The sequence below is a fragment of the Streptomyces sp. NPDC058145 genome (genome assembly GCF_042884245.1).
GTDB lineage: Bacteria > Actinomycetota > Actinomycetes > Streptomycetales > Streptomycetaceae > Streptomyces.
In genome coordinates this window covers 470,487-490,112 of sequence record NZ_JBHVUH010000005.1, presented here as the reverse complement: position 1 = coordinate 490,112, position 19,626 = coordinate 470,487, and the positions used below count along the sequence as shown (strand labels likewise).

Annotated in this window: 17 protein-coding genes and 1 pseudogene; 9 read left to right on the top strand and 9 right to left on the bottom strand. The window is 71.4% G+C overall.

All coding sequences use genetic code 11. The annotated features are described in order from the left end of the window. Nucleotides 1-101 precede the first annotated feature (101 nt). On the bottom strand, nucleotides 102-1,436 hold the full coding sequence (locus ACFVVO_RS14685; protein WP_390054850.1) for a peptidoglycan recognition protein: 1,335 nt from the start codon (nucleotides 1,434-1,436) through the stop codon (nucleotides 102-104). A 128-nt stretch (nucleotides 1,437-1,564) separates the two neighbouring features. Here ACFVVO_RS14685 and ACFVVO_RS14680 point away from each other — a divergent pair, with 128 nt between their 5' ends. The 4 genes from ACFVVO_RS14680 to ACFVVO_RS14665 all read left to right on the top strand — a co-directional run bounded on the left by ACFVVO_RS14680 (nucleotide 1,565) and on the right by ACFVVO_RS14665 (nucleotide 7,469). After that, nucleotides 1,565-2,320: a TIGR03089 family protein gene (locus ACFVVO_RS14680; protein ID WP_390054848.1), complete on the top strand. Its 756-nt coding sequence runs from the start codon at nucleotides 1,565-1,567 to the stop codon at nucleotides 2,318-2,320. 184 nt (nucleotides 2,321-2,504) lie between these two features. Further along, nucleotides 2,505-3,683 (top strand): LCP family protein, encoded by a 1,179-nt coding sequence (locus ACFVVO_RS14675; protein WP_390054846.1) that lies wholly within the window; start codon nucleotides 2,505-2,507, stop codon nucleotides 3,681-3,683. Between the two features lie 233 nt (nucleotides 3,684-3,916). After that, complete coding sequence (locus ACFVVO_RS14670) at nucleotides 3,917-5,686, top strand: LCP family protein (RefSeq protein ID WP_390054844.1); 1,770 nt, start codon at nucleotides 3,917-3,919, stop codon at nucleotides 5,684-5,686. Nucleotides 5,687-5,879: 193 nt separating this feature from the next. Next, nucleotides 5,880-7,469 (top strand): LCP family protein, encoded by a 1,590-nt coding sequence (locus tag ACFVVO_RS14665; RefSeq protein ID WP_390054918.1) that lies wholly within the window; start codon nucleotides 5,880-5,882, stop codon nucleotides 7,467-7,469. 70 nt (nucleotides 7,470-7,539) lie between these two features. Here the strand turns inward: ACFVVO_RS14665 and ACFVVO_RS14660 are convergent, their stop codons facing one another. Beyond that, nucleotides 7,540-8,568: a glycosyltransferase family 2 protein gene (locus tag ACFVVO_RS14660; RefSeq protein WP_390054842.1), complete on the bottom strand. Its 1,029-nt coding sequence runs from the start codon at nucleotides 8,566-8,568 to the stop codon at nucleotides 7,540-7,542. A 295-nt stretch (nucleotides 8,569-8,863) separates the two neighbouring features. Between ACFVVO_RS14660 and ACFVVO_RS14655 the strand changes: the two genes are divergently transcribed. After that, a complete protein-coding gene (locus ACFVVO_RS14655; protein ID WP_390054916.1) occupies nucleotides 8,864-10,249 on the top strand; it encodes an LCP family protein in 1,386 nt (461 codons plus the stop codon). A 96-nt stretch (nucleotides 10,250-10,345) separates the two neighbouring features. Here the strand turns inward: ACFVVO_RS14655 and ACFVVO_RS14650 are convergent, their stop codons facing one another. Continuing rightward, a complete protein-coding gene (locus tag ACFVVO_RS14650; protein ID WP_390054840.1) occupies nucleotides 10,346-10,894 on the bottom strand; it encodes an acyl-CoA thioesterase in 549 nt (182 codons plus the stop codon). Between the two features lie 119 nt (nucleotides 10,895-11,013). Here ACFVVO_RS14650 and ACFVVO_RS14645 point away from each other — a divergent pair, with 119 nt between their 5' ends. Next, on the top strand, nucleotides 11,014-12,306 hold the full coding sequence (locus tag ACFVVO_RS14645) for an LCP family protein (protein ID WP_390054838.1): 1,293 nt from the start codon (nucleotides 11,014-11,016) through the stop codon (nucleotides 12,304-12,306). Here ACFVVO_RS14645 and ACFVVO_RS14640 read toward each other — a convergent pair. From ACFVVO_RS14640 to ACFVVO_RS14630, 3 genes are all read right to left on the bottom strand, one after another. Then, nucleotides 12,303-13,151 (bottom strand): class I SAM-dependent methyltransferase, encoded by an 849-nt coding sequence (locus ACFVVO_RS14640; protein WP_390054837.1) that lies wholly within the window; start codon nucleotides 13,149-13,151, stop codon nucleotides 12,303-12,305. The genes ACFVVO_RS14645 and ACFVVO_RS14640 overlap by 4 nt on opposite strands. A 71-nt stretch (nucleotides 13,152-13,222) precedes the next feature. After that, nucleotides 13,223-13,585 carry a four-helix bundle copper-binding protein gene (locus ACFVVO_RS14635; protein ID WP_359551995.1) on the bottom strand — a complete coding sequence of 121 codons (363 nt, stop codon included), beginning with the start codon at nucleotides 13,583-13,585 and terminating at the stop codon, nucleotides 13,223-13,225. A gap of 160 nt (nucleotides 13,586-13,745) precedes the next feature. Then, a complete protein-coding gene (locus ACFVVO_RS14630; RefSeq protein ID WP_390054835.1) occupies nucleotides 13,746-14,903 on the bottom strand; it encodes an acyl-CoA dehydrogenase family protein in 1,158 nt (385 codons plus the stop codon). Between the two features lie 180 nt (nucleotides 14,904-15,083). Between ACFVVO_RS14630 and ACFVVO_RS14625 the strand changes: the two genes are divergently transcribed. Further along, complete coding sequence (locus ACFVVO_RS14625; RefSeq protein WP_390054914.1) at nucleotides 15,084-16,427, top strand: UDP-glucose dehydrogenase family protein; 1,344 nt, start codon at nucleotides 15,084-15,086, stop codon at nucleotides 16,425-16,427. Nucleotides 16,428-16,518: 91 nt separating this feature from the next. On the opposite strand, the gene ACFVVO_RS14620 is transcribed toward ACFVVO_RS14625, so the two are convergent. Then, nucleotides 16,519-17,052, bottom strand: coding sequence for a CGNR zinc finger domain-containing protein (locus ACFVVO_RS14620; protein WP_390054833.1), 534 nt, complete (start codon nucleotides 17,050-17,052; stop codon nucleotides 16,519-16,521). Nucleotides 17,053-17,166: 114 nt separating this feature from the next. Between ACFVVO_RS14620 and ACFVVO_RS14615 the strand changes: the two genes are divergently transcribed. Further along, the gene (locus tag ACFVVO_RS14615) at nucleotides 17,167-17,523 is read left to right on the top strand and encodes a VOC family protein (RefSeq protein WP_390054831.1); all 357 of its coding nucleotides are present in this window, start codon (nucleotides 17,167-17,169) and stop codon (nucleotides 17,521-17,523) included. A gap of 27 nt (nucleotides 17,524-17,550) precedes the next feature. Next, nucleotides 17,551-17,952 carry a VOC family protein gene (locus tag ACFVVO_RS14610; protein WP_390054829.1) on the top strand — a complete coding sequence of 134 codons (402 nt, stop codon included), beginning with the start codon at nucleotides 17,551-17,553 and terminating at the stop codon, nucleotides 17,950-17,952. A gap of 42 nt (nucleotides 17,953-17,994) precedes the next feature. Here ACFVVO_RS14610 and ACFVVO_RS14605 read toward each other — a convergent pair. Both ACFVVO_RS14605 and ACFVVO_RS14600 read right to left on the bottom strand, forming a co-directional pair. Then, nucleotides 17,995-18,198 (bottom strand): annotated as a pseudogene (locus ACFVVO_RS14605) (membrane dipeptidase); the annotation flags it as partial. A gap of 236 nt (nucleotides 18,199-18,434) precedes the next feature. Beyond that, nucleotides 18,435-19,622: a dipeptidase gene (locus tag ACFVVO_RS14600; RefSeq protein WP_390054912.1), complete on the bottom strand. Its 1,188-nt coding sequence runs from the start codon at nucleotides 19,620-19,622 to the stop codon at nucleotides 18,435-18,437. Between the last annotated feature and the right edge of the window lie 4 nt (nucleotides 19,623-19,626).

The following is a 19,626-nucleotide window of genomic DNA, read 5'->3' as shown; positions in this document are numbered from 1 at the left end:
GCCGGCGACGCCCCCGATGGCCGCGCGGTGTCCGGCGGGATCGGCGCCCGGATTCCCTCCATTGCGCGTTTCCCCCGACGACGGTGCGCGCGTCCTTGGCCTCAGCGGCCCTGGTACCGCGCCGCGCTGGAACGGGCCGAGCCGAGCTTGGCGTAGAGCCGCTTGCCCGGGCAGGCGGTGGCGAATCCGTCCCTGTGTCCGGAGATCACGTTCAGTCGTACGCTCTTCCCCTTCGGGTAGAGATTGCCACCACCCGATGTCAGATATGTCTTTCCGCGCGGATTGACACCGTAGAGGCCGAGCTTCCACGCGGTGAGCTTGGCGACGGCCTTCACCGCGGCGCCGGCCGGCTTGCTCGAGCCGTAGCTGCCGATGACGGCGATGCCCATGCTGTTGCTGTTGAACCCGAGGGTGTGGGCGCCCAGGACCGCCTTCGTCACTCCCCCGGCCCGGCCCTCGTAGATGGTCCCGCACTTGTCGACGAGGAAGTTGTAGCCGATGTCCCGCCAGCCCATGCTCTTGACGTGGTAGCGGTAGATGCCGCGGATGACGGACGGGGCCTGGGAGCAGGAGTAGTTGTTGCCCGTGGACGTGTGGTGCACGAAGGCGGCCTTGATCTTCTTCGTGTACACGAACCCGCGCCCGCGCAGTGACTCGTCCGCGCCCCAGCCCCGGCGCGTCACGATCCCCGGGCGTGGCCCGATGTACGGCTTGGCCCGGGGCACGCCGTCGTCCGCTGCGTCGTCCGCGGTGTCCAGATCGCCCTCGGCCCGCAGGCGGTCCATCTCCCGCTCGGTGTCGCGCCGGTTCAGTGCGGGGAGGGCGCGGGGGCTGTCCGCCTGCGGCCCCTGGGCCGTCGTCCCGCCGCCGGGGTCGACGAGTTCCAGGCGCAGCCCGGACGGCAGGGGCGGGTGCGGGTCGCCGCCCCGGCCCCGGTCAGCGGCGGCCCGGCCCGGCACGGAGTCGGCGCGCACCCGTACGTCCACGCCGTCCGAGTCGCCCACCCACAGCGGCGCGGTGGCCCCGCGCACCCGGCCGGAGGAGCGTTCGGCGGTGGCCGGGTCGGCGCCGTGGTCCTCGTTGTGCGTCTCGACGTCCTGCCACCCGGACCACGCACCGGACGCCGCCGACCGGGTCCGTACCTGCACCGCGCCGCGCAGGGCGGTGTCCGGGTCGTCCCAGATCACGCCGACGAGCGAGAAGTGCCGTACGTCGGTGCGGTACAGGCCCTGCTCGGGGGCGGTTCCGGGGGTGCGTTCCTGGTCGAGCGGGGCCAGCGGCAGCGACTGGGTGCTGCCCGGGACCGCGGCCTCGGCCGGTCGCCCCGCGCGCGGGGACGCGGCGGTCGCGGGCAGGGCCGCCGGGAGGACGAGGGCGGCCGCGCAGGTGACGCCGATCGAGGTGGCACCGACCGGGGAGCTGAGGAATCCACGCATGCCCTTGATCCTGGACACGGTCGGCGTGGGCCGCCATCGGGGAACTGACGGTGCGTCGGCGGCCGTTGCGCCGAACCGGTGGCTCCGGCACTCGGTGCGCGGGACCGCCCCGGCGTAGTCTTGCGCGGGTGAATGCCACCGATCGCACCCCTGCCGACCTGCTGCGTTCCGCGCTCGCCGCGGACGCCGGACGCCCCCTGGTGACCTTCTACGACGACGCCACGGGCGAACGCGTGGAACTCTCCGTGGCCACCTTCGCCAATTGGGTGGCCAAGACCGCGAACCTCCTGCAGGGCGACCTGTCCGTCGGCCCCGGTGACCGGGTCGCGCTGCTGCTGCCCGCCCACTGGCAGACGGCGGTGTGGCTGCTCGCCTGCTCGTCGGTGGGAGCGGTCGCGGACATGGCCGGCGCCCCGGCCTCCGCCGATGTCGTCGTGAGCGGACCCGACACCCTGGAGGCGGCCCGCGCCTGCCGCGGCGAGCGGGTAGCGCTCGCGCTGCGGCCGCTCGGCGGGCGGTTCCCGCAGACGCCGGACGGGTTCGTCGACTACGCCGTGGAGGCGCCGAGCCAGGGAGACCGCTTCGCGCCGTTCACCCCGGTGGACCCCGAGGAGCCCGCGCTGATCGTCGCGGGGGCGGAGTTCAGCGGGGCCGAGGTGGTCGAGCGGGCGCTGTCCGAGGCGCCGTCGCTGGATCTGACGGGCCCCGGGTCGCGGCTGCTGTCGGGGCTGCCGTACGACACGTGGGACGGGCTCAGCGCGGGGCTCTACGCGCCGCTGGCCGTCGGCGGATCCGTGGTGCTGTGCCGGAACCTGGACCTGCTGGACGGGGAGGGCCTGGCGAAGCGGATCGAGAGTGAACGGGTGACCGCGGCCCGCCACTGAGCCCGACGGGCACACCGGCACCGCGGCCGCCACCGAGCCCCCACCGGGCAGCGCGCCCGCGCCGGCCCGGCCCCATCGCCGTCACCCGAATGGAGTAGCAAAGGGCGGCTCTGCCGGTCCCTTCCCGCCATCGTCGTAGGAGCAGCACGTGACGCTCGTACGCCATGGAGGGGTGTGACCGGACGTGCCCGACAGCGCAGGCAAGTCCCTCGGCCCCGGCCTCGGGTCCTCGGCCGGCGGGGAGGGACTGGCGCGGCGGCACCGGCGGCGCTGGGTGTGGAGTACGGCGCTGGGGGTGACCGCGTTCCTGATGGCCTCGTCGGGGATCGGCTGGGTCGTCTACGCCAAGCTCAACGGCAACATCACCGCCGACGAGGCGGCCGCCGCCGAACTCGCCCGGTACGAGCGGGAGCGGCCCACCTCGCTGGTGCGGGGTGCGCAGAACATCCTGCTGATCGGCTCCGACACGCGGGCCGGGCAGGGCAACCAGGAGTACGGGCGGGATGTGGGCAGCGAGCGGTCCGACACCACGATCCTGCTGCACCTCGCCGCCGACCGGCGCAGCGCCACCGCCGTCTCGCTGCCGCGGGACCTGATGGTGGACATCCCCGGCTGCCGCAGGGCGGACGGCAGCCGCAGCGAGCCGGTGTTCGCGATGTTCAACCGGGCCTTCCAGGTGGGTGGCTCGGCCTGCACCATCCGCACCGTCGAGAAGCTGACGGACATCCGCGTCGACCATCACATGGTGGTCGACTTCAGCGGGTTCAAGGAGATGGTGGACGCCGTCGACGGGGTGCGGGTGTGTCTGCGGGAGCCCATCGACGACAAGGCAGCCAAACTCAGGCTGCCGGCCGGGAGGGTGACGCTCGACGGAGAGCAGGCGCTCGGTTACGTACGGGCCCGCAAGTCGCTCGGCAACGGCAGCGACACCGACCGGATCGACCGGCAGCAGCAGTTCCTCGGCGCGCTCGTGAACAAGGTGCAGAGCAACGGTGTGCTGCTGAACCCGGTGAAGCTCTACCCGCTGTTGGACGCGGCGACCTCCTCGCTCACCACCGATCCGGAACTGGCAAGTCTGCGCGGTTTGTACCAGTTGGTGCGGGGGCTGCGCGACATCCCCACCGAACGTGTCCAGTTCCTGACGGTGCCGCGGAAGTCGTACGTCTACGACGCCAATCGCGATCAACTGGTGGAGCCGGAGGCCGAGAAGCTGTTCGCGCGGCTGCGGGCGGACCAGCCGGTCGCGGTGAAGGCCGTTTCGCGGCAGGTTCCCGGCGGCGGCGGGGAAGAAAACCGTAAGAATGCCCCCTCCCCCACCCCGACCTTCCGCGGGAACACCGCCGACGAGCACACCTGTGAGTAAGGCGCGCGGCCGGGCCTACAAACTTTTGTTCAGAAATATGAGGGGGATTGCCCGGTTGTAGGAAGGTGGAATTTGTCACGGCCGTCGCTCGACGCTGAACTGGGCGGATAGTGTGAGCGATCCGGTGCACCCGGCCGCGAGGTCCGACCTGGGGTCGTGCACTGTTTCACCGAGACCCGAGCGCCTTTGAGGGGGAAGGCGCCGCGTGGCCCCGACGGAGGATTCGGACAACCGTGGACGCGCAAGGCCGTGGGCGGGCGGACAACATCGACCCCGCAGACCAGTGGGTACTCAATCCGAACACCGGCGAATACGAACTGCGACTGAGCCCTTCCGCTCCGCAGTCGGCGGTCCCCGGCCCGCGCAGACCGGGCTCCCGGGCCTCCGGTGGCGCGGCGCGTGGGCGTGGCGACTCGGCGGCGGGTGGGACGCGCGAGATGCGGCAGGCGCGCGGCGCGGACGTGCCGGCCCCGCGCCGGCGCCGTGGCGCCGAGCCCGAGCCCGAGCCGCCGCAGGGGCGGCGCAACCGGCGGCCGGTGAAGAAGAAGTCGACGGCCAAGAAGGTGCTGGCCTGGACCGCGGGCGGCACGGCGTTCGTGCTCGTCGCCGTCGGTACGGCCGGCTATCTCTACCTCAAGCACCTCGAGGGCAACGTCACCACGACGGACGTCAGCGCGGCCAAGGACGGCTTCAGCAAGGACGACGCCTTCAACATCCTGATCATCGGCACCGACAAGCGGACCGGTAAGGGCAACGAGGGGTACGGCGACAAGGGCAGCGTCGGCCACGCGGACACCAACATCCTGCTGCACGTGGCCAAGGACCGGACGAACGCCACCGCGCTGAGCATCCCGCGCGACCTGATCGTGGACGTCCCGGACTGCGAGACCATCCAGCCCGACGGCAGCAAGAAGGTCATCGCCGGCACCAGCGGCGTCCGGTTCAACACCAGCCTGGGACAGGACGGCCGGGACCCGGGCTGCACCATGAACACGGTGAAGGCGGTCACCGGGATCGCGCCGGACCACTTCATGATGGTCGACTTCAACGCGGTGAAGACGCTGACCACGGCGGTGGGCGGAGTCGACGTGTGCCTCAAGCACGCCGTGAAGGACAAGGATTCGCATCTCGACCTGCCCGCCGGCGCCTCGAAGATCGCGGGCGAGCAGGCGCTGGCGTTCGTCCGCACCCGGCACAGCTGGGGCAACCAGGGCGACCTGGACCGCATCAAGGTGCAGCAGCAGTTCATGGCCTCGCTGATGCGCAAGATGTCCTCCAGCGACACCCTCACCAGCCCGACGAAGCTGGTGAAGCTGGCGGAGGCGGCCACCAAGGCGCTGACCGTCGACCAGGGCATCGGCTCGGTGAGCACGCTCAAGGACGTGGCACTGGAGCTGAAGAAGGTGCCGCCGAAGAACATCTCGTTCATGACGGTGCCCGTCGTCGACAATCCGGCCGACGGCCTCGTCCACAAGACGGTGATCGTCAACCAGGACAAGGGACCCGCTGTCTTCGACGCCATCAAGAACGACGTCTCCTTCACCGACGTGAAGGAGAAGCGGAAGGCGGCCAAGGCGAAGGCCAAGGACGAGGCGGCCGCCCGGCTGAAGGGCACCAAGTCCGACCCCTCCGAGGTGCGGGTGCGGATCCTCAACGGCGGTGCCCCGCAGGGCAGCGCGCAGGCCGAGCTCAACTGGCTGCAGAACGACGCGGGCGTGCTCAAGTCGGAGAACGGGGGCAACGCCCCCGCCGAACTGAGCAGGACCACGCTCGAGTACGCGCCCGGCCAGGCGGCCCAGGCACGCCGGCTGGCCGCCGTCATGGGCCTGTCCGGCTCGGCCCTGAAGCCGGGCAAGAGCGTGACCAACTCGCAGGGGCTGCCGGCGATGACGCTGACCCTGGGCAAGGACTTCAAGGGCGCGGGCGTCTCACTGACCGCTCCGACGAAGGCGCCGGAGGTGGACGGCAAGTCCACGGCGGACAAGGTGCAGTGCGCTTCATAGTTCAGGACGTCTGTGGTTCAAACCGTTCATAGTTCAGGCAGTTCATAGTTCAGCGCGGTTCACAGGTAACCCATCGGGTCCGTCGTGCGTCTAACCCGACGCGGGACGGACCCGTTGCATGGCGCAAGTGGGGGAGGGCAGGGAGTTGTCGCAGAGCGGTGTGCGGGGGGAGCCTCCCGCGGTCGAGGACACGATGTCGCTCACGCCGCGGACGGCGGGCGCGCCGGAGGAGTCCGGACGGCGTGGTGGCGGGCATCGAGGTGGCGGCCCCAAGACGGACCGGCGACCACGCCGGCGGCGCGCGCTGCGCTGGTCGGCGATCGTGCTGACCGTGGTGATACTCGGCACCGCGGGTGCCGGCTATCTGTACTACGAGCATCTGAACGGCAACATCCAGAAGGGCCGGCGCACCAGCGCCGACGACTCCAAGGCGCAGCGGACCCGCCCGAACGCGGCAGGCCAGACACCGCTGAACATCCTGCTGATCGGCTCCGACAGCCGTAACTCCGACGCGAACGTGGCGCTCGGCGGCAGCAAGGACGAGCGGGGCAACCCGCCGCGCGGCGACGTGCAGATGCTCATCCACCTCTCCGCGGACCGCAAGAGCGCCGCGATGGTCAGCATCCCCCGGGACACCCGCGTCGACATCCCCAAGTGCGAGGACCCGAAGACCGGCAAGTCGTACCCGGCGACCAACGACATCATCAACTCCTCGCTGGCCCGGGGCGGCGCCGGCTGCACGCTGGCCACCTGGGAGAACCTCACCGGGGTCTACATCGACCACTGGATGACGATCGACTTCGCGGGCGTGGTGCGGATGGCGGGCGCCATCGGCGGCGTCGAGGTCTGTGTGAACCAGAATGTCTGGGACCGCTCGACGCCCAGTCAGCGGGGCGGCTCGGGGCTGAAGTTGAAGGCCGGCCGGAAGAAGATCAAGGGCGTGCAGGCCCTGCAGTGGCTGCGCACGCGGCACGCCTGGGGCAGCGACCTGATGCGGGCCCGCGCCCAGCACATGTACCTCAACTCGATGGTCCGGACGCTGAGGCAGCAGAGCATCTTCACCGACACCGGCCGGCTGACGGACCTGGCCGAGGCGGCCACCAAGTCGCTGACGGTGTCGGAGGAGATCGGCACCGTCAAGAAGCTCTACGACCTCGGCATGGAGCTGAAGTCGGTGCCGTCCAACCGCATCACGTCGGTGACGATGCCCAACGCCGAGGACCCGCTGAACGGCCAGCACGTGGTGCCGGAGAAGGCCGGCGCGGACAAGATGTGGCAGATGCTCCGCGACGACGTGCCCTTCGACAAGAACGGCAAGGAAGCGAAGAAGAAGGGCAAGGCAGAGCCGGCCAAGGCCCCTTCGATGGACGCGGCCCAGCTCGGGGTGCTCGTACAGAACGCCACCCAGTCCTCGACCGAGGCCGCGGTGCAGGGCCGGGCGCGCGCGATCGGCCAGGTCCTCGTGCAGCACGGGTACGGCAGGGCGGGCACCGACACCTCGGCGGCGGTCTCGGCGGACCAGACCGTCGTGCGCTACCCGAGCGCCGACCTGCAGGGCGACGCACAGGCCGTGGCCAAGGCGCTGGGCATCCCGGCGAGCCAGGTGAAGCGGTCGACCGACGTGTCCGGGGTCACCGTCGTCGTGGGCGCGGACTGGCGCACGGGCGCCGTCTATCCGAAGAAGTCGGCTCCTGAGGCCGGTGACCTGCCGAGCAACTCCGACGCCATCAACGGCTCGGACACCTCCAAGTGCATGGACGTCTACAAGCCCTACCAGTGGTAGCGCGGTGAGCGCATGAGAAGAGGGCCCCGCCTCGGACAGGTGGGGCCCTCTTCGCGTTCGTGTTCCGTCGTCAGCGGGGTTCGAGCACCGCCGGGCGCCGTGAGGCGATCACCCGCTTCGCCAGAGACCTGGGGCTGGTCAGGAAGCCCCAGCCCCACGTCATGTGCATGGTCGCCAGGGCCACCGGGATCCGCAGCCGGGCCTTGAGGGGCAGCCCCCTGCCCGCCGGGACCGAGCCCGCCAGGATCGCCGCCAGATAGCCGCCGGGTATCACCAGGCCCCACGGGGTGAGGGCGGCGCCCACCACGAGACCCGCGGCGATCGCGCACACCGCCGTCGGCGGGGCGAGGTAGCGCAGGTTGATCGAGCCCTCGTGGTACCGGGCCACGACATGGCGCCAGCGGCCGTAGTCCTTGTACTGCTTGGCCAGCGCCTTCACGCTGGGCCGCGGCCGGTACGACACCCTCAGCTCCGGCGAGAACCAGATCAGGCCGCCCGCCTCACGGATGCGGAAGTTCAGCTCCCAGTCCTGGGCGCGGATGAACTCCTCGTTGTAGCCGCCCTGCTGCTCCAGGGCCTCGCGGCGGAACACCCCGAGGTAGACCGTCTCGGCGGGGCCCGCCTGGCCACCGGTGTGGAAGGCCGCGTTGCCGACACCGATCTTCGAGGTCATGGCGGCGGCGACCGCGTGCTCCCAGTCGTTCTCGCCCTCGGCGTGCATGACACCGCCGACGTTCTGCGCGCCGGTCTCGTCCAGGAGCCGGACGGCGGTGGCGATGTAGTTCGGCGAGAGCATGCCGTGGCCGTCGACGCGGACCACGATCGGATGCCGGGAGGCCTTGATCGCCGCGTTCAGCGCGGCGGGGGTGCGGCCGGTCGGGTTCGGGACGGTGTGTACGCGGGGATGTTCCGCGACCAGCTCGGCGGCGATCTCGTCCGTGCGGTCCGTGGACGGACCGAGGGCGATCACGACCTCCAGCTCGCCGGCGTACTCCTGCGCGAGGATCGCTTGGACGGCCCCGCGCAGATGCCGCTCCTCGTTGAGGACGGGCATGATCACAGACACGGCGGGGTGCCGCACGTCGGGCTTGGTGTTCATAGGGGGCTCACGTTACCGCGAACGGGGGACACCGGTGCGCGCCGCCGGGACCGATCGGCGGGCTGAGGATCGTATCGGCCTACCGTGCTCACGGATCCCACGTACGACCGTCGTCCGGAGGTTCCCTTTGCCCAGCCCGCCACGGTCCCCCTCCCCCGCCGCCAAGCGCGTGGGAGACGCCCCCAGGCCGCAACGCCGGCCGCAGCCGTCCCCCCGCGTGCCCAGGCCGCCCAGGCCGCCCAGGTCTGGCCGGCCGACCGGGCAGACGATGCGGCCCAGGCGTCCGCGCTGGGCGATGCGCGCGGTGACCACGCTGTCCGTGGTCGTCCTCGCCTCGGCAGGGATCGGCCACGCGGTCGTCACCAGTCTGGACGCCGGCATCACCCGGGTCGACGCCTTCAAGGACATGAAGAACCGGCCCAGGGCGGGGCACGGCATGAACGTCCTGCTGGTCGGCACCGACGGCCGCGACAAGATCGGCGACCGGGAGCGGCGGGCGTACCACCTCGGCGGCCAGCCCTGCCACTGCACCGACACGATGATGATCGTGCACATCTCGGAGGATCGGGAGCGGGCGAGCGTGGTGAGCCTGCCCCGCGACTCCTACGCCGAGGTGCCCGCACACACCGACACGGCCACCGGCCGGCAGCGCGCCGCGCACCCCGCCCGGCTGAACGCGGCCTACGCCGAGGGCGGCCCCCAGCTGACCATCACCACCGTGGAGAACATGACCCGTGTGAAGATCGACCACTATCTGGAGGTCGACTTCACCAGCTTCATGAGGACCGTGGACGTGCTCGGCGGCGTCCGGGTCTGCACAGCTACACCACTGAAGGACTCGTACACCGGGCTCGACCTCGCGCCCGGCACCCACACCCTCATGGGCGGGCAGGCGCTGCAGTACGTGCGCGCCCGGCACGTCGACGGGGCGAGCGACCTGGGCCGGATGAAGCGGCAGCAGCACTTCCTGGCCGCGCTGATCGACCGGGCCACCTCCTCCGGGGTGCTGCTGAACCCCATGCGGTTCCGGGACGTGACCCGGGCGGTGCTCGGCTCGGTCCGCGCCGACGTGGGCTTCGGCACCGACGAGCTGCTCGACCTGGGCCGGGCGATGCGGAACTTCTCGCCGTCCTCCTCCGAGTTCACCACCGTGCCCATCGGGCAGATGAACTACCAGGTCAGGGGGCTGGGCTCGACCCTGAAGTGGGACGACGCGGCGTCCGGCCGGCTCTTCGCGGCGCTGCGCGAGGACAAGCCGCTCAGCGCGGAACGGCCGCGGCCCGCCGCCGGACCGGTCCCGGTGGAGGTCGACCCGCGGCAGATCCGGGTCCAGGTGGAGAACGGCACCCGCACCGAAGGGGTCGCCAAGCGGCTCGACGCGGCGCTCGCCGCGGCCGGCTTCGCCGCCACCCGCCGGCCGGTCACCGCGGCCGCCCACGACGTCTCGCGCACGGTGATCTCCTACGACCCCCGCTGGGACCGCTCGGCCCGCTCCCTGGCCGCGGCCCTGCCCGGCGGCGAACTGCGCGCGGTGCGCGGGCAGGGGCCGCTGATGAAGGTGACCACCGGGTCCGACTTCCTGGACGCCCGCAAGGTGCGCAAGGTGCGGACCGGGGACCCGGCGAGGCCGGAGCAGAGCGTGGTGCGCGGCAACGAGGTGGTGTGCGCACAGGGCGCCTGACCGGCGCACGACCGGCGCGGGAGCGGTGAACGGCTCACCGGTGCGGGGGCCGTGGACCGCCGATCGCCGGGCCGACGCCGGGCCCGCCGCGCCGGGTCAGTCCTCGAAGCCCTCCGCCGCCCGCTTCTCGCGCAGCTCGCGGATCGCGCGTCGGCGGGCCAGGCGGTGGGTGCGGCGGATCTGCGCCTCCTGGTTGCGGCGGCGGTCGCGGTCGGTCTCCGGGAGCACCTGCGGCACCCGGCGCGGCTTGCCGTCGGCGTCCACGGCCGCGAAGACCAGGTAGGCCGAGCCGACCTGGGTGGCCGGGGCGGACTCGTTCCAGCGTTCGGCGAGCACCCGCACGCCGATCTCCATCGAGGTCCGGCCGGTCCAGTTGACCTGGGACTTCACATGCACCAGATCGCCCACGCGGACCGGCTCGAGGAACACCATCTCGTCCATGGACGCGGTGACGGCGGGACCGCCGGAGTGCCGGCCCGCCACGGCGCCGGCGGCGTCGTCGACCAGCTTCATGATCACCCCGCCGTGCACCGTCCCCAGCAGGTTGGTGTCGTTGTGGGTCATGATGTGGCTGAGCGTGGTGCGGGAAGCGGATATGGGCTTGCCCGGGATGTCCGGATCCGCGTCCGGGGTCTGATCTGTCATGACCCCTACCTTATGACGAAGTGACATTCGCGGAATTTGTGTCAGCTTCGCAACAGCGCCGCCCTTATTTTCCGACAGGCCTTGTAAGACACACGTCCGGGACCTGCACACTGGGGCGCATGAATGACTGGCCCCAGGGATGGTCCGACGACAACCGAGGCCCGCGCTACGGACGCGGCAGCGGCGGCGCGCAGCCGGAAGGCGCCCGCGTCATGCGTCAGGTGCAGCGCGGCCCGGCGGTGCCGCCCGGCCAGCGCCCGTACGGCACGCCCGGCCCGTCGGCGCCGCCCTACGGCGCCGGGGTCCCGCAGCAGCCGTCGTACGTCGACGGCCAGGGATACGACGACTACGACAACGGCTACAACACCGGCCAGGTCTACGGCGGAGGCGGCCCCCACGGCCCCGACGAGCCCTATGGCAGAGGCCGTCCCGCCCCGAACTGGCGGCGGCGGATCAAGCTGACGGCCCTGACCCTCGTGACTGTGCTCATCGTCACGTCCGTGGCGACCTACTTCTGGGCCGACTCCAAGCTGAACCGGGACGTCGACCTCTCCCAGGTCATCGACCGGCCCGAAACCGGCGAGGGCACCAACTACCTGATCGTCGGTTCCGACAGCCGCAAGGGCATGACGGCCGAGGACAAGAAGAAGCTGCACACCGGCTCGGCGCAGGGCCAGCGCACCGACTCGATGATGATCCTGCACGTCGGCGGCAACGGCGACACCCTGATCTCGCTGCCGCGCGACTCCGACGTGGCGATCCCCTCCTACAAGGGGTCGACGTCCGGGAAGGTCTACCCGAACCGGGGCCGCCACACGAAGCTGAACGCGGCCTATGCCGAGGACGGCCCGACACTGCTGGTCCGCACGGTCGAGTTCAACACCGGCCTGCACATCGACCACTACGTGGAGATCGGCTTCGGCGGCTTCGCCAAGATCGTGGACGCGGTGGGCGGTGTCGAGATGAACCTCGACCAGGGCTTCAAGGACAAGTGGTCGGGCGCCGACTTCAAGGCCGGCAAGCAGACCCTGAACGGCGAGCAGGCCCTGGCCTTCGTCCGCACCCGGCACGCCTTCGCGGCGAGCGACCTGCAGCGCACCAAGAACCAGCAGAAGTTCCTGTCCGCGCTGGCCCACCAGGTCGCCACCCCGTCGACGGTCCTCAACCCGTTCAAGTTCTACCCGACCATGGGCGCCGGCCTGGACTCCCTCACCGTCGACAAGGACATGAGCCTGTGGGACCTGGCGTCGATGTTCTGGGCGATGAAGGGCGTCAGCAGCGGTGACGGCAAGTCCATGAACATGCCGATCTCCGGCTCCTCGGGCGGCAACCTCGTCTGGGACAAGGCGAAGGTGAAGACCCTCGTGGACGAGCTGAAGAACGACGAGACGGTGACCGTCTCCGGCAACTAGGCGGTCCCGAAGGCCAGCAGTGCGACATGGGGAAGGGCGAGCAGCCCTTCCCCATCGTCGTACCGGGCGCACAGCCGCTCGTACTCACGCCGGATGCGGCCGGTGGTCTCCGCGTTCTGCGAGGTCACGACCAGACCGACGTTGCCGACTCCGCCGGCCACCCCGCCCCACCACTCCTCGACGGTCGCCCGGTGGTCCCACTCCAGTTCCTCCACCCCGGCGCCGCCGAAGCCGGCCTCCGTGAGCAGTCCGGCCAGGCCCTGGGGGGTCCGCTCGAAGTCCTCGTCCGGGGCGAGGCGGGGCAGGTACGACGGCGGTACGGCGCCACCCGCCGCGCACGCGGCGCCCAGCAGCTCCTGCCCGCCCCCGCGCCGGGCGCCCCACAGCGTCACCGCGATCCGCCCTCCCCCACTGCCGAAAGCGTGGGAGGTACCCCCAGGCCGCAGCACCCGCCGCAGCTCGGCGAGGGCGGTGCGCGGACGACCCACGTGGTTGAGCACGAAGTTGCCGATCACCGCGTCGAACTCACCGTCCGGGAAAGGCAGTTCGGGCAGCACCGCCACCTCGGCGGCCACTCCGCGCCGGCGCGCCTCGGCGACCATCCCGGCATCGGCGTCCACGGCCCGCACCAGCGCGCCCCGCTCCGCCGCCGCCAGCGCGGCCGTACCGGTCCCGGTGCCTACGTCGAGCACCCGGGTCCCCGCAGCGATGCCGGCGGCGTCCAGCAGGGCGGGCACGGTGTGAGCGCACAGCCGCCCGAAGCTCCTGGCGTACGCCTCGGTCCGCCCCGCCCACATGGCCCGTTCGGCGGCGTCGAAGGCCGCCGTCGCATCCGTCTCGGTCATGCGCCCAGCCTGCCGCACAACGGATCAAGGGCACCACGGAGGTGCCCTTGATCACACGCGGGCGCGTGAGGTCACATCCGGGCGCCCGCCATCGTCCGGCACATCTCCGCGCAGCGGCGACACGCCTCCGCGCAGCGCATGAGCTGCTGGTCGTCCGGCATGGACATACACGCCTCGACGCACATGTCGCAGGCCTTGGCGCACATCGCGCACATCTCCTGGGCCATGGGCGAGCGGCGCATCATCATGTCGGAGCACATGCGGGTCATCTCGGAGCAGTCCATGAGCGCGCGCATGATCTGCATCTGGGGCTGGCCGCCCATGTGCATGCAGGAGCTCATGGTCTCCTCGCACATGGTGTGCGCCGTCATGCAGGCCTCGACGCAGTCCTGCATCTCCTTGCTCATCGGGGTCATGGTTCCGGGCTGGGTCATGGCTCCTCCTGGGAAGGCTGGGGCCCGGATCGGGCCCGTGTGCTTCCGTCCTACGCCCACCCACCCCCGCCCGCATGTGACCGACCGGTCGTAAGGCGCCCCGAGACAGACGGAAGGCGCCCCGCGGGGCGCCTTCCGGAGACCGTGGATCCGAGACCGGCTACGGCAGGTTGCGCGCCATGACGATGCGCTGGACCTGGTTGGTGCCTTCGTAGATCTGGGTGATCTTCGCGTCGCGCATCATGCGCTCCACCGGGTAGTCCCGGGTGTAGCCGTAGCCGCCGAGGAGCTGGACGGCGTCGGTGGTGACCTCCATCGCCGTGTCCGAGGCGAAGCACTTGGCGGCGGCGCCGAGGTAGGTGAGGTCGGCGTCGCCGCGCTCGGAGGCGGCGGCGGCCTGGTACGTGAGGGCGCGGGCCGCCGAGATCTTCATGGACATGTCGGCGAGCATGAACTGGATGCCCTGGAAGTCGGCGATCGGCTTGCCGAACTGCTTGCGCTCCTGGACGTAGCCCTTGGCGTAGTCGAGGGCGCCCTGGGCGACACCGAGCGCCTGGGCGGCGATGGTGATGCGGGTGTGGTCCAGGGTCTTCATGGCGGTGGCGAAGCCGGTGCCCTCCTCGCCGATCATGCGGTCGGCGGGGATGCGGACGTTGTCGAAGTAGACCTCGCGGGTCGGGGAGCCCTTGATGCCGAGCTTCTTCTCCGGGGCGCCGAAGGAGACACCCTCGTCCGACTTCTCGACGACGAACGCCGAGATGCCCTTCGAGCGCTTGGTGGGGTCCGTGACCGCCATCACCGTGTAGTACTCGGAGACGCCCGCATTGGTGATCCAGCGCTTCACGCCGTTGAGGATCCAGTGGTCGCCGTCGCGGACCGCCCTGGTCTTCATGCCGACCGCGTCCGAGCCCGCCTCCGGCTCGGAGAGGCAGTACGAGAACATCGCGTCGCCCTTGGCGAGCGCAGTCAGGTACTTCTTCTTCAACTCCTCGCCGCCGGAGAGGATCACCGGCAGGGAGCCCAGCTTGTTCACCGCGGGGATCAGGGAGGAGGAGACGCAGGCGCGGGCCACCTCCTCGATCACGATGACCGTGGCGAGCGCGTCGGCGCCGGCGCCGCCGTACTCCTCGGGGACGTGCACGGCGGCGAGGTCGTTCGCCACGAGCGCGTCGAGGGCCTCCTGCGGGAAGCGGGCCTCCTCGTCGACCGCCGCGGCGAACGGCGCGATCTTTGCCTCGACCAGCGAACGGACGGCGTCCCGGAGCATGTCATGCTCCTCGGACGGGCGGTACAGGTCGAAGTCAGCCGTTCCGGCCACGGACTCTCACGCTCCAAAGACGCAGTGATACTGACGCTAATTACCGTTAAGTAACTCAAATTTTAGTGGGCCGCCCGGAACCCGCCTACGTGACCTTGGCGACAGCGGGGAAAATGCCCGGTGGGCGGCCCGACTATGCTCAGGCACCGCATGACCGAGTCCCCGAGCTGGAGCGCACCCATGAGCCTGAAGATCACCGTGATCGGCACCGGCTATCTCGGCGCCACGCACGCCGCGGCCATGGCCGAGCTGGGCTTCGAGGTACTCGGGCTCGACGTCGTGCCCGAGAAGATCGCCATGCTGGAGCGCGGCGAGACCCCGATGTACGAGCCGGGGCTCGAGGAGCTGCTGCGCAGGCACGTGAAGGGCTTCGAGGGGTCCTCGGAGCGACTGCGGTTCACCACGGACTGGGCCGAGGTGGCCGAGTTCGGCGATGTGCACTTCGTGTGTGTGAACACCCCGCAGCGGCACGGCGACTACGCGGCCGACATGTCGTACGTCGACGCGGCCATCGCCTCGCTCGCCCCGCATCTGCGCGGCCCGGCGCTGGTGGTCGGCAAGTCGACCGTGCCGGTGGGTTCGGCGGATCGGCTGGCCGACTATCTGGCGGAGCACGCGCCCGCCGGCGCGGACGCGGAGCTGGCCTGGAACCCGGAGTTCCTGCGTGAGGGCTTCGCGGTGCAGGACACGCTGCACCCGGACCGGATCGTGGTCGGGGTGCGCAGCGAGCGGGCGGAGAAGCTGCTGCGCGAGGTGTACGCGACGCCGGTCGGCGATGGCGCCCCGTTCGTGGTGACGGACTTCCCGACGGCCGAGCTGGTGAAGACCGCGGCGAACTCGTTCCTCGCGACGAAGATCTCGTTCATCAACGCGATGGCGGAGGTCTGTGAGGCGGGCGGCGGTGACGTGGCGCAGCTCGCGGAGGCCATCGGGTACGACGACCGGATCGGGCGGAAGTTCCTGCGTGCCGGGATCGGGTTCGGCGGTGGCTGTCTGCCGAAGGACATCCGGGCGTTCATGGCGCGGGCCGGTGAGCTGGGCGCGGACCAGGCACTGACCTTCCTGCGGGAGATCGACTCCATCAACATGCGCCGGCGCGGCCAGATGGTGGAGATGGCCCGGGAGGCGCTCGGGGGCGGCTCGTTCCTGGGCAAGCGGGTCGCGGTGCTGGGTGCCGCTTTCAAGCCCGACTCGGACGACGTGCGGGACTCGCCGGCCCTGAACGTGGCCGGGCAGATCCATCTGCAGGGCGGTCAGGTGACCGTGTACGACCCGAAGGGCATGGCGAACGCCCGCAAGGTCTTCCCGACGCTGGGTTACGCCGACTCCGCCCTGGAGGCGGTCCGGGGGGCCGACGTGGTGCTGCATCTGACGGAGTGGCGGGAGTTCCGCGAGCTGGACCCGGCGGCGCTGGGCGAGGTGACGGCGGCCCGGCTGATCCTGGACGGGCGCAACGCGCTGGACCCGGAGCGGTGGCGGCGGGCCGGGTGGACGTACCGGGCGATGGGCCGTCCGACCGCGTAGCGCCGGTTCCAAGTACTTTCCGGGGACGCCGGTTCGGCCGAGGCTCAGTCGGCCGAACCGGCGTCTTCCCGCATTCTGCCCCACGGGGCGGCTATGTGGCCGTCGAACTTTCCGTGGAGTACGGCTCCTTCGCCCGGTAGCGGCGCATCTTGGCGCGCGCTCCGCACACCTGCATGGAGCACCAGCGGCCGCGGCCGGCGGGGCTGCGGTCGTAGTACGCCCAGTGGCAGGTGCCGGCGGCGCAGGCCTTCAGCCGGGTCCAGGTGCCCGCGACCAGGGCCTGGGCCACGGCCGCGGCGACCCGGGAGAGCAGCGGGCCGGTGTCGGCCGGGGCGAGGGCCGCGGAGCCGTCGGCCGGGTTGACGGTGATGTGCAGGGGGGCGTCGGCCAGCAGCTCGCCGAGCGGGGTGACCTCGCGGTGCGGCGGGTGGCCGGCGTGGGCCAGCAGGGCGGCCCGCAGGGACTCACGCAGGGTGCGGGCGCCGGGCAGTTCGTCCTCGGTGAGCCCGAAGAGCCGCCGGCCGTCGGCCGTGTCGAGGGTGTCCCGGCCGCTCTCGATGTCGAGTGTGTTCACCAGGGACTCGATCAGCGTCAGACCTTCCGGGGCGGGTGATCGCTCGGTCATGTCCGCCTCTCACCTCCGCAATCCGGTTGCGACGTTACCCGCCATGCGGGAGCATGCGGTAACCGTTACCGGATAACCGGCTTCAACGGTAACTCGGACGTCGTGGAGGAAGTCATGGCTCTCGCCAAGCTGGGTGTGGTCGTCCTGGACTGCCCGGACCCGCACGCGCTCGCCGGTTTCTACGCCGAGGTACTGGGCGGCACCCCCGAGGGGGAGGCGGAGTGGGTGGACCTGAAGGTGCCGGGCGGGCAGGCGCTCGCCTTCCAGCGGGCCCCCGGACACGTCCCGCCGCGCTGGCCGTCGGCGGACGCCTCGCAGCAGTTGCATCTGGACCTGGTGGTGGAGGACCTGGACGAGGCGGAGAAAGGGGTGCTGGCGCTGGGCGCGAAGCCGCTGGCCGAGCAGGGCGGGAGCGGCTTCCGCGTTTACGCGGACCCGGCCGGGCACCCGTTCTGCCTCTGCGCCTGCTGACACCGCCTACTGACACCGGGAGGACCCATGGCCGTCGCCCGTCTGCGCACCGTGGTGCTCGACTGCCCCGACCCGCACGCGCTGGCCGCGTTCTACGCGGCGGTGGCGGGAGGCACCCCGGAGGCCGAGGACGACGACTGGGTCGTCCTGCGGGTCCCCGACGGGCCGCGGCTCTCCTTCCAGCGGGCCGAGGGGTTCACTGCGCCCCGCTGGCCGCGCGCCGACCAGGACTCGCAGCAGTTCCATCTGGACTTCGACGCGGGGCCGACCTGGGCGGAGATCGACGCGGCCCACGAGAAGGTCCTCGCACTGGGGGCCCGCCCGCTGGACCTGGAGGACCGGGAGAAGAAGGACTTCCAGGTGTACGCCGATCCGGCCGGGCATCCGTTCTGCCTGTGCCGGATCGAGCGGCCGGAGGGGCTCGGCTGAGGGCCGCTGGGGGCCCGGGGTCTTTCGTTTGGAAAGGCCCTGGCCGTCCAGCTCCGTGATGCTCGCGGTCGACGGGCCCCGGCGGTGCTGTGCGGTCTTGGCGGTGAAGTCCGCCCTGCGCAGCACCCGCTGGACGTTGCGCCAGGTCGGCAGGGCCAGCTCGGATTCGGCCCAGCCGCGGCGGAGCAGCTCGGCGATCAGCTGGGGGTAGCGGGAGGTGTCGGCGAGGCCGCGGGGGTGGGCGGCCGACGGGCCCGCCGTGCGACCGGACACCGGCGCACTCGCCGGACACCCCGGACGGCCGGACACCCCGAGCGCCGGGACGGCGGGACCGCCGAACAGGTCGGGCGGCCTGACGGTGGCAGACCGCCGCGCCCGCCGGACCGCCGCGCACTGCGGACCGCCGGGCGCGCGGGACCGCCGGACAGGCGGAACCCCGGACGCGCCGACCCGCCAGGCAGGCCTGCCGCCCCGGGTGGCCGTCAGGCCCCCGTGCCGTCCAGGGACTCGATCGTGGCGTTGGACGGGGTGCGGGTGGCCCCGAGGTCCCGGGCGACGTCCTCCGCGGCGCCCAGCACTCGTACCGCGTTCTGCCAGGTCAGCTTCGCCAGGTCGGGGCGGGACCAGCCGCGGTCGAGCAGTTCGGCGAGCAGGTTCGGGTAGCCGGAGACGTCGTCCAGGCCGTCCGGGGTGAACGCCGTGCCGTCGTAGTCGCCGCCGATGCCGAGATGGTCGATGCCCGCGACCTCGCGCATGTGGTCGAGGTGGTCGGCGACCGTGGACACCGTGGCGACCGGGCGCGGGGTGCTCTCCTCGAAGGCGCGGTGCACCTTCATGGCCTCGGCGGTGGTGTCGAGGTGGTGGAAGCCGTGGGCGCGCAGGTTCGCGTCGGCCGCCGCCGTCCAGTCGACCGCCGCCTGGAGCACGAACTTCGGCACGAACGTCACCATCGCCATGCCGCCGTTGGCGGGCAGCCGCTCCAGGACGTCGTCCGGGATGTTGCGCGGGTGGTCGCAGACGGCCCGGGAGGAGGAGTGCGAGAAGATCACCGGCGCGGTGGAGGTGTCCAGCGCGTCGCGCATGGTCGTCGCCGCCACGTGGGAGAGGTCGACGAGCATGCCGAGCCGGTTCATCTCGCGCACGACCTCGTGGCCGAACGCCGACAGACCGCCGACGTTGGGCTCGTCGGTCGCGGAGTCCGCCCAGTCGTTGTTGTCGTTGTGGGTGAGCGTCATGTAGCGCACGCCGAGCGCGTACAGACCACGCAGGGTGCCGAGCGAGTTCGCGATGGAGTGGCCGCCCTCGGCACCCATCAGGGAGGCGATACGGCCGCCCTGCCGCGCCGCCTCCATGTCCGCCGCGGTCAGGGCGGGGGCCAGGTCGGCCGGGTAGCGGTCGATCAGCTGCCGTACGCAGTCGATCTGCTCGAGTGTGGCCGGTACCGCGCCGGGCCGGTCCGAGGGCACGAACACCGACCAGTACTGGGCGCCGACCCCGCCGGCGCGCAGCCTGGGGAGGTCGGTGTGCAGGTGGGCCTTCTGGTCCGCGGCGATGTCCCGGGCGTCCAGGTCGTAGTTGACCTGGGCACGCAGGGCCCACGGCAGGTCGTTGTGGCCGTCGACGACCGGGAACTCGCGCAGCAGCTCGCGGGCCTCGTCCACTGATGTCATGGGC